The 15562-nt window shown below is 65.4% G+C and carries 14 protein-coding genes; 5 read left to right on the top strand and 9 right to left on the bottom strand.

Annotated elements, in window-relative coordinates:
* Positions 1-14: 14 nt before the first annotated feature.
* The 3 genes from AC1Q5S_RS01655 to AC1Q5S_RS01665 are packed head-to-tail and all read right to left on the bottom strand — an operon-like array spanning position 15 to position 1195.
* On the bottom strand, positions 15-362 hold the full coding sequence (locus AC1Q5S_RS01655; protein ID WP_060985795.1) for a hypothetical protein: 348 nt from the start codon (positions 360-362) through the stop codon (positions 15-17).
* Positions 359-580, bottom strand: coding sequence for a hypothetical protein (locus tag AC1Q5S_RS01660; protein ID WP_060985796.1), 222 nt, complete (start codon positions 578-580; stop codon positions 359-361). Before AC1Q5S_RS01660 ends, AC1Q5S_RS01655 begins: the two co-directional genes overlap by 4 nt.
* 33 nt (positions 581-613) lie before the next feature.
* Complete coding sequence (locus AC1Q5S_RS01665; protein WP_060985797.1) at positions 614-1195, bottom strand: hypothetical protein; 582 nt, start codon at positions 1193-1195, stop codon at positions 614-616.
* A 489-nt stretch (positions 1196-1684) separates the two neighbouring features.
* Here AC1Q5S_RS01665 and AC1Q5S_RS01670 point away from each other — a divergent pair, with 489 nt between their 5' ends.
* Together AC1Q5S_RS01670 and AC1Q5S_RS01675 are read left to right on the top strand one after the other, a co-directional pair.
* Positions 1685-2470 (top strand): AcaB family transcriptional regulator, encoded by a 786-nt coding sequence (locus tag AC1Q5S_RS01670; RefSeq protein WP_060985798.1) that lies wholly within the window; start codon positions 1685-1687, stop codon positions 2468-2470.
* 421 nt (positions 2471-2891) lie between these two features.
* The gene (locus AC1Q5S_RS01675; RefSeq protein WP_060985805.1) at positions 2892-3131 is read left to right on the top strand and encodes a helix-turn-helix transcriptional regulator; all 240 of its coding nucleotides are present in this window, start codon (positions 2892-2894) and stop codon (positions 3129-3131) included.
* Positions 3132-3180: 49 nt separating this feature from the next.
* Here AC1Q5S_RS01675 and AC1Q5S_RS01680 read toward each other — a convergent pair whose 3' ends face one another.
* Positions 3181-4425: a DUF1173 domain-containing protein gene (locus AC1Q5S_RS01680; protein WP_060985799.1), complete on the bottom strand. Its 1245-nt coding sequence runs from the start codon at positions 4423-4425 to the stop codon at positions 3181-3183.
* 5 nt (positions 4426-4430) lie between these two features.
* Complete coding sequence (locus AC1Q5S_RS01685; RefSeq protein ID WP_243721570.1) at positions 4431-5378, bottom strand: tyrosine-type recombinase/integrase; 948 nt, start codon at positions 5376-5378, stop codon at positions 4431-4433.
* Between the two features lie 297 nt (positions 5379-5675).
* On the opposite strand from AC1Q5S_RS01685, the gene AC1Q5S_RS01690 reads away from it, so the two are divergent.
* Together AC1Q5S_RS01690 and AC1Q5S_RS01695 are read left to right on the top strand one after the other, a co-directional pair.
* Positions 5676-6959, top strand: a complete 1284-nt coding sequence (locus AC1Q5S_RS01690) for a recombination directionality factor (protein WP_060985806.1) — start codon at positions 5676-5678, stop codon at positions 6957-6959.
* Between the two features lie 11 nt (positions 6960-6970).
* On the top strand, positions 6971-8251 hold the full coding sequence (locus AC1Q5S_RS01695; RefSeq protein WP_060985801.1) for a metallophosphoesterase family protein: 1281 nt from the start codon (positions 6971-6973) through the stop codon (positions 8249-8251).
* Positions 8252-8350: 99 nt separating this feature from the next.
* On the opposite strand, the gene AC1Q5S_RS01700 is transcribed toward AC1Q5S_RS01695, so the two are convergent.
* The 3 genes from AC1Q5S_RS01700 to AC1Q5S_RS01710 are packed head-to-tail and all read right to left on the bottom strand — an operon-like array spanning position 8351 to position 12082.
* On the bottom strand, positions 8351-10678 hold the full coding sequence (locus tag AC1Q5S_RS01700; protein WP_067512333.1) for a type I restriction enzyme HsdR N-terminal domain-containing protein: 2328 nt from the start codon (positions 10676-10678) through the stop codon (positions 8351-8353).
* Between the two features lie 40 nt (positions 10679-10718).
* Complete coding sequence (locus AC1Q5S_RS01705; RefSeq protein ID WP_066788246.1) at positions 10719-11684, bottom strand: nucleotidyl transferase AbiEii/AbiGii toxin family protein; 966 nt, start codon at positions 11682-11684, stop codon at positions 10719-10721.
* Positions 11681-12082, bottom strand: coding sequence for a DUF6088 family protein (locus tag AC1Q5S_RS01710; protein WP_066788243.1), 402 nt, complete (start codon positions 12080-12082; stop codon positions 11681-11683). Before AC1Q5S_RS01710 ends, AC1Q5S_RS01705 begins: the two co-directional genes overlap by 4 nt.
* Before the next feature lie 215 nt (positions 12083-12297).
* Between AC1Q5S_RS01710 and AC1Q5S_RS01715 the strand changes: the two genes are divergently transcribed.
* Positions 12298-14766 (top strand): hypothetical protein, encoded by a 2469-nt coding sequence (locus AC1Q5S_RS01715; RefSeq protein WP_060987333.1) that lies wholly within the window; start codon positions 12298-12300, stop codon positions 14764-14766.
* A gap of 51 nt (positions 14767-14817) precedes the next feature.
* On the opposite strand, the gene AC1Q5S_RS01720 is transcribed toward AC1Q5S_RS01715, so the two are convergent.
* Positions 14818-15126, bottom strand: coding sequence for a DUF5983 family protein (locus AC1Q5S_RS01720; RefSeq protein WP_060987327.1), 309 nt, complete (start codon positions 15124-15126; stop codon positions 14818-14820).
* Between the last annotated feature and the right edge of the window lie 436 nt (positions 15127-15562).

Consider the following 15562-nt stretch of genomic DNA (forward strand, 5'->3'; position numbering starts at 1 on the left):
CGGGGTGAAAGAAATCAGGCGTGGGTGCCGGGCGCGCCAAATGCGCTGGACACGTGCGGCACAGGTGCCGTGAACAACTGGCCGCAGGCGAGGGCCTGGGCCAAGCTGTGCTGAGGGAACTCCCAGGGCAGCAGGTGCTGGCAATTCAGGACGTCGCCGCTCTCGTCGAGGCGCTCGACCTTGAATCCGAGCGGATGCCAGTGCACCCGATAGGACAGACGGTCGGCCCCGGCGATGACGAAGCTTCTGCCGGCCTGGCCGGTGAGCACCTCGCTCTCCTTCACCAGGTACTCGATGTCGCCCAGGGCCTGGACCGTGAGCAGGGCGGCCGGGCGGCTCGGTGTGCGTGCGATGTGGTTCATTTTTCGATCCCCTCGTGATCCTCCGGCCGGCACGCCGGTGGGGGGTGGGGTTCATCCCGGGCCAAGCGCGCAGGCGCTGGCTCGAACTGCGGCGTGGCGCAGGACGGCGGATCGTCCTGGCGCATGGCTTCTTCCATGGCGACGGCATCCTGGTAGTCCAGGTGGCCGGCCAGGCCGTAGGCGAAGAAGATCGCCAGCAGGCAAAGAACGTCCTTCATGGCGGACTCCTTTCGGACGGGGTTGATGGGCAGTCAGGCGAAGAGGTCGCCCTCGCTGGCGAAACGCCTGACTTCTTCGTTGATCCACTGCGGGTTGCGGGCCAGACGCGCTTCCACCCAGTCGGGGTGGTCCACGATGGCCTCGCGTACCCAGCTGGGGTAGCGCTTCAGGGTCTGCTGCAGCCATTGGGGGATGGCGAGACGGATGAAGTCGCGCACCTCCTCAACATCGACCAGGCCGCAGTACGGCAGGGGCGACAGCGGGCTGCAGCCCACCACGCGCAGGCAGGACACGAAGCTGAAGGGCCGGAGATCCTTGTCGCGCTCGGTGAAGACCCAGCGCAAGGTGTCGAACTTCTCTTCCAGCGGTGTTTCGGGATCGGCCAGGCGGCCGATTTCCTTGAGCAGCCGCCAGTGCAGCAGCACGACGTCTTCCTCGCTCCATTCGATGGGAGAGCCTTGGTCCGCATCCAGCGAAGCCAAGGCCGCTGCTGCCGGGGGCGGCGAAGCATCGGTTTGAAGTCTGTCGAGCAGGACGTGGAAGAAAGGCCGCTGTGGCTCGGGGCAGACGGAGGAAGCAGCTCGGAACTCGGGTGCGACGCTGGGGTGCAGCATGGTGGGCTCCTTGGAGAAAGCAGGAGCCAACGCACCAATCAAGGGGCGATGAGCCCCAAGGGGTGGATGGGTGGACGGATCCGCGAGACGGATCGGAGATTTCTGGGCTGGCTTGGGTCACGGCGGGATGCGCCATGGGGCCGGTGTGCCAGCGACCGGCGGGGGAAGCTTTCGGCGCCAGGCCGAGGGCGTTGCTACCCTCGGGGCCGGCCTCGAAAGCCGCCGGCGGGAAGCGCTACATGGAGACAGCGATCGAGCGCGTCGCGCTCAGACCGTGTCGATGGAAACTCCAGGGCTTGCCAGGGGTGCAGGGCCAGCTACTGCATGCTTCGCACAGTAGAGGGCCGCCCCTTGCGCGTCAATGCCTGATGCTCTAGCAATGCGTGCTAATGCCGAAAGCAGCCTGACTTCGTGGCCGTTTCGCGTGGCGACCCGTGGCTGCATTGCCGATCATTGATCCGGGCAGCGCTGCCTCAGGAGAACTCGATCATGGCCGACATTGATTTCGTCAAGCACGACCAAGGGGGTGTCAACGCCCGCATCCTAGCGAAGGAAACCAAGGCCGACTTCCGCCGCGTCGAAGCGGCTTCGTTGAAGATCAAGGCGAGCTTTGCCAGTGCCGAGGGCAAGCGCCTGTTCATCCGCTACTTCAACACCTTCCAGTTGGGCATTCATTTCATCTCGGTGATCTCGCGCACCCGGCTGAACCATGACGACGTCAGCAAGGTCGAGGTGCTGATCCGGTCGCAGATGGACAAGGTGGCCGAGGATCTGAACAAGGCGATCGACGGTGCCGAAGCGCTGTTCCATGCCAATGGCATCACCAGCACCGCGACCTATGACACCGTCCCCTTGGATCTGGAGGTGGGCGTCTTGTCGTCGAGCAGCCGCCGGTATCTGGAAATCCTGGGCAAGCTCGATCAGCTGATGCCCTTGCTGCAGACGCTCGAGATCCACGAAATCATCACCCAACAGGCCGTCGATGTCGAACGGGCGGCGCTCAAGCGCAAGGTGCGTGACGTGGCGAACGGGGCGCGCAATCTGGCGACACGCCTGCGGCGGGAGATGAATGCGCTCGACGCGCGCCGTCCGGCGAGTGAGGCTGGAAGCGCGGGTGATGTGGAGAGATCCCAATCCGGCGAAACGCCGCCAGCAGACGATGCCGCAGCCAGTCTTCTGCTGGAGGCCGATGCAGGGCAGGGCGTGGCCGGGGCCGACGACATCGCACCATCCCCGTCTCCGGAGGCCGACGCCGTACCGGTGGATCCGGCATAGCATGGTGACGTCTCCACGGACAACCGGCCGCGCGCGGGGCCGTTTGCTGGCGCCGCGTTGAATGCTGCCGGTACGTCATCGGCCTGCGAGGGTAAAGTGATGCACAGGGGCTGACACTTCACCTTGGCCCCGCAGTCCACTTGGCAAGCAAGTGCGTCGCAGTCGTCACCTGCCTTCAGGCCGCGTCTCTACTACTCGGCCCCATGTATTGAACACTGCCCTCATTGCTCTGGCGGGCAGATGTTCATGATTTGCTGATTCAAGCCCCTATACACCCATTGCCCTGTGCCTGAATGGAACGCCTGCACAGAGGTAGGAGTTCTGCGTTCCTCGGCAGCGAAAGCCTTTCAAGACCGACTTCGCTGCGACAGAGCTGGTCATGCCCCTGCACCTTTGGCATTCGCCAAGACAAGGAATGATCATGCAAGTTACCTCGACCACCTCTCCCTCTGTGCCCGCCGGACTTCAGGCACAGCGGCCCACACTGCCCGAGACGGGATTCGTTCGCCAGAAGCTGCTGCTGAGCTTCGTCCCGTTTTCCAAGTCCACGCTTTGGCGACGCGTCAACGACGGCGTATTCCCTGCCCCGATTCGCCTGTCGGTTGGGATCACGGCATGGCGCGCAGAAGATGTTCGGCGCTGGATTGACGAGCAGAATTGAACGGCTGGCGTGCTCCGGCTGCATGGGCAGCCGGAGCTTCAGGTGAAGGTCAGAGGTGCTGGCCCGATGTTTTGGCCGGCAACGGCGGTATCGGAAGGGCGGTATGCCAATGCCAAGCGCCTGACTTCTCGCTGGCGTGAATCGCCTTTTCCTTGAGGGCCCGGTCCTTGGGGCTCGTGAATTCACTGGTCAGATGCAAGGGGACGGGCGTGGCGCCGCAGTCCAGCAGCAGAGCATTGGGGAAGGTCGCCGCCGCCTTGGCGTCATAGCGCAACGGTTTGAGGAAGCGCCGTCTTTGCGCGATCAAGGCATCGATGAGGGGGAGTTCGTGCACCCCTTCCACGGGGATCCACTGCTCGCTGACCAGCATCAGACTGGCAGCGTCGATCTCGTAGGTGAACTCCCGCCGCGCGTGGATCAGCGCCGCCATGGCGAGCCGGACGGGATGACCGGAATCGGCATCGCGAGCTTCCAGCAGGGCCGCGTAGGTGCGAGCCAGGCGATCCCATGCGCGTGAATCCATCAGAAGCGGAGCATCCGGCATATGGCGGATCCAGATGCGGCAGCCGTTGTCTCCCCGCTCGCAGGTCTTGAACTCGCCGATCACCAGCGCGAGCGGTGCTTGGCCGTCATGGGGTTGCAGCACCGCCAGCTTGGCGCGCCGGCGCTGCGCAATGTCGGCCTTTGCGGATTCGCTGAAGGGCTCGGGCACGTAGAGCCTTTCGGCCAGGGACTTGCCCTTGACCTCGATCTCTGCGGCGGTCTCGAGCAGGTACTTGCACAGCACCCCCTGATTGCGCTTCCCCGACATGGCAGGTGTCCACCGGTTGAAGCCGGCGCGCTCAAACAGGAAGTGCGTGACGGCTCTGAGGGTCATGCGCCTGCGCGGTACCGAAACCTCTCCCGGCTCGTCCGGCTCGCCGCGCGCCACGGCGTGTCCACGAACGCGCGTCCATGGAAAGTCGACGCGAAGCTCGACATGGCCCGGATGCGTTTCGAGCACGGCGTCGCCCACCAAGTCACCCAGTCCCGAATAGGCGTTGTCGGGCTCATACGATGGGCACAGTGGATGATGGGACTTGCCGGTGTCCGGCATTCGTTTCACGAGGTATTGGCGGTGCCGTGCCACGTACATCTCGATCCCGTCGGGCATGCACAGGCAGCGCGGCCGTTCCGCCGTGTCATGAATCCGGGCGAGTGCCTCCTGCAGGCCCAGATCGGTGATCTCCCAGACCTGGCCACGGATGGAGAATCGTTGCTCATCCGGGGACGGAACGGCTGTGATCCCGCTCATTGCCGCTACACCAGGTCGGTGGTCAGGGTGTCCAGCGATAGCAGAGGGCGGGGGAATTGGTCCCGCACCGCGCTGCGGTCGGCAATGCCCAGCAGCAGCCCTACCTGGGATTCGTCCGCGCCTCTCGCATAGAGGCGGTCGGCCACAGTATGGCGCACCGTGAGCGCGGTCACCTGCTTGAGTTCGGCGTAGCGGAAAAGCTTGCGGTAGGTTTCCTGGACGGCTCGGCACCGGAACCGCTTCTGGCCATTCGACCCATAGGGCTTGATCTCGAAGCCTTGGCCATTGGCGGACAGAAAGAGCCGGCTGGCCGGATCGAGACCTCGGTATTCTCCATCGGCACCCATTCCCTGCCGGGCGGCAATGCGTTCCGCCAGATAGGCATTCAAGGCTTCCTCGAGCCGCGTGCTGCAGAAGAAAAGCGGGCGCTCCTTCCGGGTGATGGCGACCTCAGGTCGGACAGACGAGATTCGGCGCACCGTGCCGTCGGCATGGAGGTAGTCGCGAACTTCGAGGCGAGCGATCTCCAGCGGCCGGGCGCCCGTGGCGAGCAGGATGTAGTAGAGAGCCAGATCCTCGTGAGGCTGCTGACTGCGCCCTCGAATGCGCACGGCACCTGAGCTGATTTCCTCATCGGTGAGAACGCGGATAGGCCGTGCATGGGCAGGTGGCTCAGTGCCCAGTCTGTCCAATGCCTCGCGAATGGCGTCGCGATGCAGCCGGAGACGACGAACGAAGGCCGCTCCCTCGGCATTCAGCCCCTCGATGCCTGCGGTGGACGCGACATGGATGGCGACGGCCTTGATGCGCCTCTCGACAGCCGTGCGCGTGATGCCATGCCGGGATGCGACGGCGTCATAGGTGCCGCCGTCCAGAACGCCACGCAACATTGCGATCGCGAGCGTCCAGGAACTTTGCGGTGTTCCCTCTTCGGGTTCGATGGGTTCCTCCATTTGCACGCTATCGCTCCTTGTTGCTCCAGCTTGGTCATGGCTCCATGCTGAACAAATGCCAGTCTGCGCGCCAGCCGAAATCGAGGCGAAATGCACGGGGTTTCGGCATCAGCCAAGTGTGCGCCTTGTCCGTCAACGCTGCGTCCTGGGCAATCTTGAAGATTCAACTCGGGAATGTTGACACCGTTGGCTCTCGAGCACGCGATCGCTTGCGGGCCGGCACCAGGGGTTGATGGCGGCCACATGCGCGAGAGCATGAACCATCGGAATTCCCCGATGTTCATGAAGGAGCACTCCATGGCACAAGCCATTATCACGGTGCAGGGCGGATCGGACTCCTTGCCGACCTTGCTGGGCCAGGCCCCCGCGCGCATCCCTACCGGCGGCAAGATCCGCCCCGGCATCATGGTGCTCACGCGCAAGGCGGCCGAGCAGCCCGAGGCCAAGGCCATCTACACCCAGGGCGTGGCCGAAGGGCGATCCTTCGAGGCGATCGAGAAGGCGCTGGCGCAGGCGCTGCCCCAGCTCAAGTCCCCGCTGGTTCCGCGCAACGTACCGTGGTTCACGGTGCGCGGGGCGGACTTCCCCAATCCGGAAATCGCCCGCGAAATTCTCGACACCTACGGCGAGGATCGGGGGCAGGGCCATCGCCTGTACCGCTTCCCGGTCGTTTTCCCATCCGACCACTGGCAGACGGTGATGCCACATGAGCTGGCGGCCTGGAGCACCCATGAAAAGCGGTTCTGGTCGCAGTATTCGCCCGATGGGCTGGTGCGCCACTGCATGCACCATGCACCGGTGCCTGTGGATCACACCGGGCGCCGCACAATCCGCATCTTCGGCGGGCGCAAGACCATGCAACGGGAGGAGAACGGCGGCATCTGCAACCCGGAGTCCTGCCCTGAATACCAGGCCCACCAGTGCAATCTCACGGGCCGCTTCCTGTTCTTCATTCCCGGCATCCGTTCGATCAGCGCCTTGGAGCTGCCCACCACGAGCTTCTACGCGATGAGCGCCGCCATCCAGCGCTTCCAGGCCATCGCCCAGATGCGCGGCGGGCGCATTTCCGGCTTTTTGGGACGGGACCGCACGACCTTCTTCCTGACCAAGGTGCTCAAGGAGGTGCCGCGCATCGATGAACAGGGACGGGCGGTGCGCGTGCCCCAGTGGATCATCGAGCTCGAGGCCCCCGTGGACGTGACGGCGCTCCTGCGCGACCACGAAGACGAGGAGGCGATCGTCCAGCAAGCCCGTCTGGCGACCCAGATCCTGGACGGTGCTGCAGCGGGCGTGCAAGGTCTTGGCGAGGTGCAGGCACCAGTCGAGGCGTACGACGCCGACGGTTCGGAGAAGGCGGAGCCGTCCCCGGGACGCCCGACGTTGGAGCAGGTGCTGGCGCGCGTGCGCGGCATCGGCCTGCCGGTGGAGCGCTACCAGGCCTATGCGGATCGCCGATGGGGCCGTGGCTGGCGGGTCAACCCGCATGGCAGGGGCCGGGCCTGGGATGAACTCGAGCGCTACCGCAACGATCCGCGGGGCTATGCCGACAAGATCGACGTCGAGCTGCGCGCGTCTGCGTGAAGGAGACGACCATGCGCATTGCCCATTTTTCCGACCTGCACTACGGCAGCCGGACGTTGGTCGAGGCGGACCGCTGCTTCGGTGCGGCCATCGACCGCGCAGCGGCGCTCGGCGTCGCCGCCGCCGTCATCTCTGGCGATGCCACCGACCATGCGCTCGACCTGCACGCCCCGGCGGCCCGGCGGCTGGTGGCGCAGGTGCGGCGGCTCGCCGATCACTGTCCCGTGCTACTGCTGCAGGGCACTTACTCCCACGAGCCGCCAGGCACGCTCGGAATCTTCCGGGCGCTGGGCGGCCGCCATCCCATCCATGTGGCCGAAGGCATCGGGCAGGCGGTGCTGACGCGCGGGCGGGGCTGGCGGCGCTCTCCTGACTGGCGCTTCGAGGTGCTGCCGAGCGATGCCGTCGCCTTGTTTTCCTGCCTGCCGACCGTCAACAAGGCCGAGCTGGCGGCTGCGGTTGGGGCGGTGGATGCCGCCCAGGCCGTTGGCGAGCAGTTGGAGCGCCTGCTGGCCGGCTGGGCGCCCACCCACCGTCTGGCGCGCGAGCGAGGATTGCCTACCATCGGCGTGTCGCACGGGACGGTGTTCGGCTGCGTGAGCGAGCACGGCGTGCCGATGGCGGGCTTCGACCACGAGTTCACCACCGGCGCGCTTTTCGCGGCCGAGGCCCAGGCCTTCATGCTCGGCCACATCCACCGGCACCAGGCCTGGAGCCGGCAGGGTGACCGAGGAGAGCAGCTCATTGCCTATCCTGGGTCGATCGGCCGCTTCCACTACGGCGAGGAGGGCGAGAAAGGATTTCTGGTCTGGGAAGTCGGCGCCGACGATGCGCGCTGCACGCTGGAAGCCACGCTGGCGCGCCGCACCATCGATATCGTCTTCGAAGGGCGCCCGGACCTGGACGTGCTGCGAGACGCAATCGCGCGCCAGGACGTGACGGGCGCCAGCGTGCGCGTGCGCTGGACGGTCGCGGACGAGGACCGCGGCGCGGTCGACCGCGAGGCGATCCAGCGCATGCTGGCAGGCGCGGCCGAGGCCAAACTGGAGGGGCGCATCGTTCCTGTGGTGCGCACGCGCGCGGCCGGCATCTCCCAACTGCCACGCCTGGAAGACAAACTGCGCGCCTGGGCGAAGGTGGCAGACGTTCGCCCCGAACCCCTACTGGCCTGCATGGCCGCGCTGGACCACGAGCAGCCCGAGGTCATCGCGGCAAGGCTGATCGGAAGCAATACGGACTCAACCCCGTCGACGCACCATGTGCTACCGGAACGGTTGAGTGAGCCGGTCTGAGGATCCGGATCCGCTGTCTCAACCCAGGGTGGTTGTGCACGATGCTGGTGGTGACACAGAGGCCGGGTATGCGCTGATTGGGGGCGGTCGTGTCGGGAGTCAGTGAAACGAGGGCAGGGCGGACCATGCCGGCCGGTAGAACCGCTCCATCATGTCCGTCGCCCATTCGCTCTTGCCCTGCAGCCTGGCGATGTGGGTGAGCGCCAGCCCGAGACGATGGATGAGCGGCGGACAGTCGCTCGCGGCCGCGGCCTGGACCCAGGCGTCTCGGTCGACGCCTTGAATGTCGTGAAGCAGGAGCTCCGACATTGCCCACACGACGGGCTCCGCAATGCCGTTCCTGAAACACGACATCTCAGCCCCATCGATCTCGTGCGAATGGAACCCTTCGAGATTCCGACTGGGCCGCCGCAATACCATGGGGCAAGTTCCCAACTCCAGGAGCAAGGTCGCGGCCACGTTGGAAAGTTCTTCCTCGTTGTCGACGAAGGCCAGACGAAACTCCCGCATCTGCGACAGGATCAGCCAGCCGTCCATACTGGTCGTGGTGGTGAGATCCTCGTCGTCGACTTCCACTTGTACCGGTGCCCCATTCTTCGCGCGTGAACGCAGGGTCAGCGTGCCGTTGTCACCCACCTCGATGTCGACGAGGCCGTGGTCTGGCATGAGCGTGACCATGCGTGCACCCGCTCCCAACTGCTGTCGGCTTGGCGGCTGTTTCAGGAGGCCATTGATCAGTACCAGGTAGCCAGCGCCGCCCAGATCGTGGATGGCCCTGGAGATGGCACGTGCACCAATGGCGTCACCCAATGGCATTCGAGCGCACGTCTGGATGATCCACTTCGCGGCGTCATCCGCGCTTTTCGACACGCGCCGGGGGAGCAGCGCGGCCAGCCGAGCCGCCACCTCGAATCCGAAGAGTTCAGGAACCCGGACCACATATACCGTGTCGCCGGAGAACGCCTTTCCCCGGCGAATGAGACCGGCGCGGGTCAGGTCTCGAATGGCATCCCGTTCGATGTGCTCCTTCACCACCTCCTGCCGGATGGAGAACAGGTACATGGCGGCGAGCACATCCCCATGGTGACGATGCGTGTTCAGATCCTCAAGGTACGCCACTGCAAGTCGCCTGAAGTCATCGCGCAACTCACCGAGACTGTCGAATCTCTCGTCGGCAACCTCGAACATTTCCGCGCCGAGCAGAGGCGGCAACATGACGACCTTCTCGGGTGGGTTGCCGTGCATGCCGCTCGCGACCGCTGCGCGCAGGACCCATGGTGCCCGAAGCTCCGGCGCATATTGGGCACCATCGACGAGGCCGCCACCCAGCGCCCACAACTCGCGCTTGGCAACTTCGAACTCGTCGTCATCGTAGTTGCCGAACTTCACCAGCCCGCTGTGGCGGCCCAATCTGGTGCGTTCCCTGCCGTTGGGCTTGAGCGTCAGCCCGTCGACGTCGTTCTCGTCGACCGCCACGACGATGCGCATGCGCTCGCCGAAGGTGGTCAGCATCTCGTCCAGTTCGCTGGCCATGGCCGGGTTGGCCGTTGGCAGGGAGTCGAGGCAGAGGATGAGTTTGCGCTGGTTCTGGCTGGCGAGCTGGCGCAGCCAGACCCTGGATTCGTCCGGGGTCGCGGGCCAACCGAACTGCGCGGCGAGCACGTTTGCCAGCCTCCGGAACAGTCCCTCGCTGCAGGAGCCTCCCTCGACGAACAGGATGTCCCATGGTTCGTCATGGCTCTTCAGTGCGAGCTCCCGCAATACTGAACTCTTGCCGGACAGCGGAGGGCCGGCCAGGAGAAGAACTTTGTGGGATCCCGACCGCAAGATGGTTCTGAGATCCTTCGTGGCTTGGCGCGGCACAAGGAATCGGTCGACGAAGCGCTCGCCGGAGATCCAGTCCCCTGTCAGCTCCTCCAGCTCGGCAGATGTGATGGCCGCGACCGCGCTTCGGCCCAGATCGGTCCCGAGCAGCTTGCTGACGGCGCTGGAGACACCCGATTGCGCGGCAATCGCCGCGGCTTGGAGCCGGCGCGCCAGCTCCGCTTCGTCAACGGTCTCGCCCGACAGCCGTTCCATGTCGTACGTCTGGTAGATCCTGGTGTCCGTGCCGTTGGTGATCACCACGATGGGCGCTTGGGCCAGCAGGGCGTAGGAGCGCCCCTGCGCCTCGTCATCGGCGGTGAGGGCAAGCCCTTCCCGTTTCAGTTCCAGAACGGCCACCGCCACGTCACCCCTGTAGACGATGATGTCTGCACGGCCCTCGACGTAGTTGGCCGCGCCAGCCTCGAGGACGGTGCGCCCGACCCGCAGCTTGAATCGAGACTGGTGTCTGAGTTGGGTGACACCCGGGAAGACGCGCTCCAGCGTGGCGTCAATGCGTGCTTCAAATTCGGCTTCGGGGGGCTGGGTCGTTGTGATGGTCATGACGTGGGCATTGAGGCAAGGGGTGCCGGGGGCAGACCGGTCAGCGCAGCGTGTCCAACAGCGTGGCCGCCACCTTCTCAAAGTCCCCGAATGCCTGCTCGAATGCGGGTGTGCCGCCGCCATAGACCAGGGGCAGCAGGTTGCCGGTGAACTCCGCCTGGATCTTCGTATCCGCACGGGCTTGCCGCAGCGCGCCGCTCAGCACCTGGTGGGGTGCCGCGGCAAAGTCCGAGAACTGGACGCCAAACTCCTTCTGGTCGCCTGCGACCAGCGCGGGGAATGCCCGCTGGGCGTCGGCCAGCACGTCGGGCTGGCGCTGGAGAATGCTGTGCACGTCGTACAGGTGCCGGACCAGGGCCGTGTCCCAGGCTTGGCGCATCAGCCCGGCGCGGTGCTGGGCGTAGCGGCGCAGGAACGAGAGGACTTTTTCCGCGACTGTCTCGGCCACGGCGACCACCAGCGCCTCGAAGGCTGGATCGCTGCGGCCGGCGAGCTGGTCGGTCAGCGTGGTGATACGGCAGACCTGCGGAGGCAGAACCGGGGTGCGTGCCGTCAATTCGATCTGCAGGTGAGGACGCAGCCCGGCGGCGGAGCCATAGTGCCGCGCGTAGCTCCATTCGCTACAGAAGTACCGGTTCTCGTTGAAGGCCAGCCCCTTGGCTGGGTCCTCGACCAGACCGATGCCGGTCAGGGTTTCGGTCACCAGCGCTTTCAGCGAGGAAAGCCTGCGGCGGATTTCGGCGCGGGATGCTTGACCGGCATCCGGGATCACCACCTTCAGATCCGCGTCCTCGGACATGCGTTCGATCAGCCCATAGGCCTTGGACAGGCTGGTGCCGCCACAGAACACCAACTGCATGCCTTCGGGTTGCAAGGCGAACAGGGCCCGCAACGCATCGGTCAGGTACTCGTCCTTTTCCAGCAGGCCCGCCGTGATCCCGCCAGGCGCCGCTTCCGCGACGAGCGCCTCGATCAGTTCCCGCCGCTCGGGCGCCAGTACCCTCATGCGTGTTCGTACTGGATCGCTTTGCCGTTGAAGCCGAGCTTGCGGGCGATACGGCGCCGTCCGACGTTGAAGATGATGCCCGCGGGCACCTGGGTGCTGCGCCCGGCGTTGTACTCCTGGGTCAGGCGGCTGGCCATGACGGTCACCCCCAGCTTGTTCAGCGCCTCCGGGGCCAGAACCTCCAGCGGCCGTACCGGAATGGGCTTGCCAGTCAGCACACTTGGCTTGGCCTTGGCGTAGACGCCCAGGCCCAGGCGCACCAGCGTGCCGTCCATCAGCAACTCGCGCAGGGCACGGCCCACCTGCGCAGCACTGCCGAACTGATCGAACTCGCTGCGCAGGAGCACGTCGTCGCTGCGGTTGGCGACAGAGCGTTTGATGCGGTTGAGTGTGTTCATGGCAGCGGAGCAGTGGATCCTTGGAAGGCCATTTTACCTCTCTTGCAGGTTTCCGTAAGTTGCTGTCTACAAAAGGGATTTTTTATCTTGACTCGCTCATCCGTTGGAGCATCCGTTCGATGAGCGGCAGAGAAAGCCATCGGCACCTCCAAGCCCTTGATCTCCCCCGGCCTCGCGGGAAACTGGGATGCACCAATTCCATGGAGATCATCGCCATGCAACTTCTTTCCCTGACCCTCAAGGGCTTTCGCGGAATCCGCGACGGCCTGGGGCTGGATGTCCTGACCCTGGACTTCGAGGCCCTGTGCGATGGGGCCGAGCTGGTCGCCATCGTCGGCGCCAATGGGCGCGGCAAGACCACGGTGCTCGACAACATGCATCCCTACCTCACCATGCCTTCGCGCTCGGCAGCGGCAGGTGCGGGCGGCTTCAGCTACTACGACCACGTCTTCCTCCCGGAGAGCGAGAAGGATCTGGTCTGGGCCTTGGAGGGGCGCAGCTACCGTTCCCAGATCGTGATCCGGCTCAATGGCCGACGCCGGACGGAAGCCTTCCTGTTTGTTCTCTCCGATACGGGAGCATGGCGCCCGGTGATTCTGGAGGACGGCGCGGTATCGGACGGCAAGGTGGACACCTATACGCGCTGCGTAGAACACCTGTGCGGCAGCGCCGATACCTTTTTCACCTCGGTCTTCGGTGCCCAGGGCAAGCGCCAGCTCAGCGACTACCGCAACGCGGAAATCAAAACGCTGCTGGCCGACCTGCTGGGCCAGGAGCACATCCGCGAACTGGGCCGCAAGGCTGGCGATACGGCCAAGTTCCTGAAGGCGGGGCTGGTAGCTGTGCGGCAGGAAACGCTCGGCATGGACGCCGAGGCCAGCCGGCTGGAGGCAGCATGGGAGGAAATTGCGGATGCGCCTGCCCTGGCTGGGCGAGCCCAGGATGCCGTGACAGCCGCAGCCGCCCAACTGGAAGTCGCTCGGCATGCCTGCGCCAAGGTCACCGCGCAGAGTGACCATACCCGTGAGGCCGATGCCCGGCGGGCCCAACTGCTGGCGGAGCGGGAAGCAGCGCAGACCGCTGCTCGTAGCGCGATGCAGGAGCTGGCGGATCGGGAGAGCGGGGAGGGCCTGCGGCTGGAACGCCTGACCCGCCGGGCGGCTCAGCGGCAGGCCCAGGCCGGCCTGCGCAGGGAGCGTCTGAAGGGAGTGCAGGCGCAGTGCAATGCCTTGCTGGCCAGCGAGCCTCTGGTGCGGCGCGCGATTCGGCGCCTGCCGCTGGCCGAACACCTTCTGACGCAGCGCGCGGAGCGCGTTCGTCTGGCGAGGATTCAGTTGGCAGACCGGGAGCAGGGCCGCGGCCAGTTGCGGATGCTGGCGCAGCGAGTGCAGGGCATCGAGCGCGAAGCGGGGCAGGCGGCCCTGCAGGCGCAGGCACTGCGGCGCCGTTTCGGCCTGACCGCCGAGGTGCCCTGCAGCGGCATGCCGTTGCAGGGGCGCTGCCAGTTGCTGGCCGACGCCCGCGAAGCCCAGGCGCTGATTCCCAGTGCTGACGCGGTGCTGCAGCGGCTGGCCGACGAGAAGGCCGGGGTCGAGCGTGAGGGCCGGGCCGTCAAGGCACGCGTCTTGGCCATGAATTCCGTTGGGGCCCAGTTGGAGCTGTCAGAGCGGAACCTGGAGCGTGCACGGGATCGGGCATCCACGTTGGCGCTGCTTGCAGCGAAGGCCGACGACATGGAGGTTGCCCGGCAGCGTCTTGCCGACGCGCGGGATGAGCTGACAGGCCTCGGTGTGGCCGGCGGCGAGGACGGTTCGGCCGAAGCCCGCGCAGAGCGGGAGGAGCTGGAAGCCATCACGGCGGCGATGCAAGCCATCGGCACACAGCGGCAACAGAAGTCGGCCGGACTGCAGCAAGCGCTGGCCCGACTGGATGGAGTGCTGGCAACGCTGCCCGAGCCCTTCGACCACAAACTTCTGTCCGCAGCGAATATGGCCCTGGATCACGCCGTCACCGTGCACGAGGCCGCGCAGCGCGCCCATGTACAAGCCCTCCAACAGGTGCAGAGCTTGGCCGCACTGCGCCAGCAGCGGGAGGCATTGTCGGAACGCCAGGCGGCGGCCCGTCGGCGCAGCCAGCGTATCGAGAATGCCATCGGCGACTGGGCCCTGCTGGCACGCTGCATGAGCAATGACGGCCTGATCGCCCTGGCGATCGACGACGCGGGGCCGGCCTTGTCGGGTCTGGCGAACGACCTGCTGCTGGCTTGCTACGGCCCGCGCTTTACGGTATCCATCCTTACGCAGGCGGAGACGGCCAAGGGGGAGAAGCGGGAGGATTTCGACATCGTGGTGCACGACGCCGAATCGGGGGAAAGCAAGAGCGTGCGGCTGATGAGCGGAGGGGAGAGGGTCTGGATCAACGAATGCCTGGTGCGGGCCGTCGCGCTGTACCTGGCGCAGACCAGCGAGCGGCGCTATGAAACGCTGTTCTCGGACGAGGCCGATGGCGCGCTCGATCCTGAACGCAAGCGCATGTTCGGAGCAATGAAGCGGGAGGTGTTGCGGCTCGGAGGCTACCGGCGCGAGTTCTTCGTCTCGCAGACGCCCGAGTTGGCGGGCATGGCAGATGCAGTGATTGACCTGGAGGCGCTGCGGATGGACGCCGGTGCCGTTCCCGTCGAGTGATGGCGATGAAGATGGGCCAGTCCCCGGCGCCGAGTCGGCACCGGGGCGTTCTCATAAGAGGGGATCTTGGGGAGAGAAGGTCGGCAGTCCCTCGACGGCGGGGGCCTCGCTGTCGAATTTGAGCCAGATGATTCCGGCTCGCTCGGCGGCCTCGAAAATTGTTGCCAGGTCGGATTCCGCAGGCGAGCGATAGCGTGGTGAGCCTACGAAGACGAAGCCTCCGAAGTCGGTCGGGTAGGCATTGACGGACAGTTCGTCGTCTCGCAGCTTTTGCCGCGTGGCCGGCGTGAGATGGGTCAGCGAAAGCGCCGCCAGAGGTTCAGCCAATTCGCGCAACTGTTCAATGCATTGGGTGTGCATGGGGGTTACTCCTTGTGGGGCGATGCCGGCATGGGGTTCGGGAAGCCTTGTGGACTTCACCAACCCTGCAGAGGTAGGCCATCATGAGTGTCAACTTTCCCAGAAACATGGTTTCGGCACCGATGATGCGGTGCTGCACGAGGACGGCGTCCCCGGCGGGAATGTGGTGCGCAACGGTTGTCGGCACGGTGGTCTTTGCACGTAGCGATTGCGGCGCCGGCGACTGGCCGGAGGGCCTTTATCTGAATAGAAAGTGGGTTTGGGCAGTGTCGCCCTGGCCTCGCTGCGTCACAAGGGGGAAAACGTGTGCAGGCAGTAAACCGCGGTGAAAAACCGCTCATTCATTGCTGAATTCGGATGGCAATTGCACGCGGTGTCGCGAATCGTCAATGCCGAGAGGGTCTGATGCATGCCACTGCCGGTCTTGTGACACTCA

The sequence above is a fragment of the Acidovorax sp. GW835-FHT14B10 genome, from assembly GCF_058793725.1.

Coding starts and splice junctions, on each gene's coding strand:
- AC1Q5S_RS01660 (WP_060985796.1), bottom strand. CDS start 580: ATGAAGGACGTTCTTTGCCTGCTGGCGATCTTCTTCGCCTACGGCCTG.
- AC1Q5S_RS01700 (WP_067512333.1), bottom strand. CDS start 10,678: ATGACCATCACAACGACCCAGCCCCCCGAAGCCGAATTTGAAGCACGC.
- AC1Q5S_RS01655 (WP_060985795.1), bottom strand. CDS start 362: ATGAACCACATCGCACGCACACCGAGCCGCCCGGCCGCCCTGCTCACG.
- AC1Q5S_RS01720 (WP_060987327.1), bottom strand. CDS start 15,126: ATGCACACCCAATGCATTGAACAGTTGCGCGAATTGGCTGAACCTCTG.
- AC1Q5S_RS01710 (WP_066788243.1), bottom strand. CDS start 12,082: ATGAACACACTCAACCGCATCAAACGCTCTGTCGCCAACCGCAGCGAC.
- AC1Q5S_RS01690 (WP_060985806.1), top strand. CDS start 5,676: ATGGCACAAGCCATTATCACGGTGCAGGGCGGATCGGACTCCTTGCCG.
- AC1Q5S_RS01670 (WP_060985798.1), top strand. CDS start 1,685: ATGGCCGACATTGATTTCGTCAAGCACGACCAAGGGGGTGTCAACGCC.
- AC1Q5S_RS01715 (WP_060987333.1), top strand. CDS start 12,298: ATGCAACTTCTTTCCCTGACCCTCAAGGGCTTTCGCGGAATCCGCGAC.
- AC1Q5S_RS01685 (WP_243721570.1), bottom strand. CDS start 5,378: ATGGAGGAACCCATCGAACCCGAAGAGGGAACACCGCAAAGTTCCTGG.
- AC1Q5S_RS01675 (WP_060985805.1), top strand. CDS start 2,892: ATGCAAGTTACCTCGACCACCTCTCCCTCTGTGCCCGCCGGACTTCAG.
- AC1Q5S_RS01695 (WP_060985801.1), top strand. CDS start 6,971: ATGCGCATTGCCCATTTTTCCGACCTGCACTACGGCAGCCGGACGTTG.
- AC1Q5S_RS01680 (WP_060985799.1), bottom strand. CDS start 4,425: ATGAGCGGGATCACAGCCGTTCCGTCCCCGGATGAGCAACGATTCTCC.
- AC1Q5S_RS01705 (WP_066788246.1), bottom strand. CDS start 11,684: ATGAGGGTACTGGCGCCCGAGCGGCGGGAACTGATCGAGGCGCTCGTC.
- AC1Q5S_RS01665 (WP_060985797.1), bottom strand. CDS start 1,195: ATGCTGCACCCCAGCGTCGCACCCGAGTTCCGAGCTGCTTCCTCCGTC.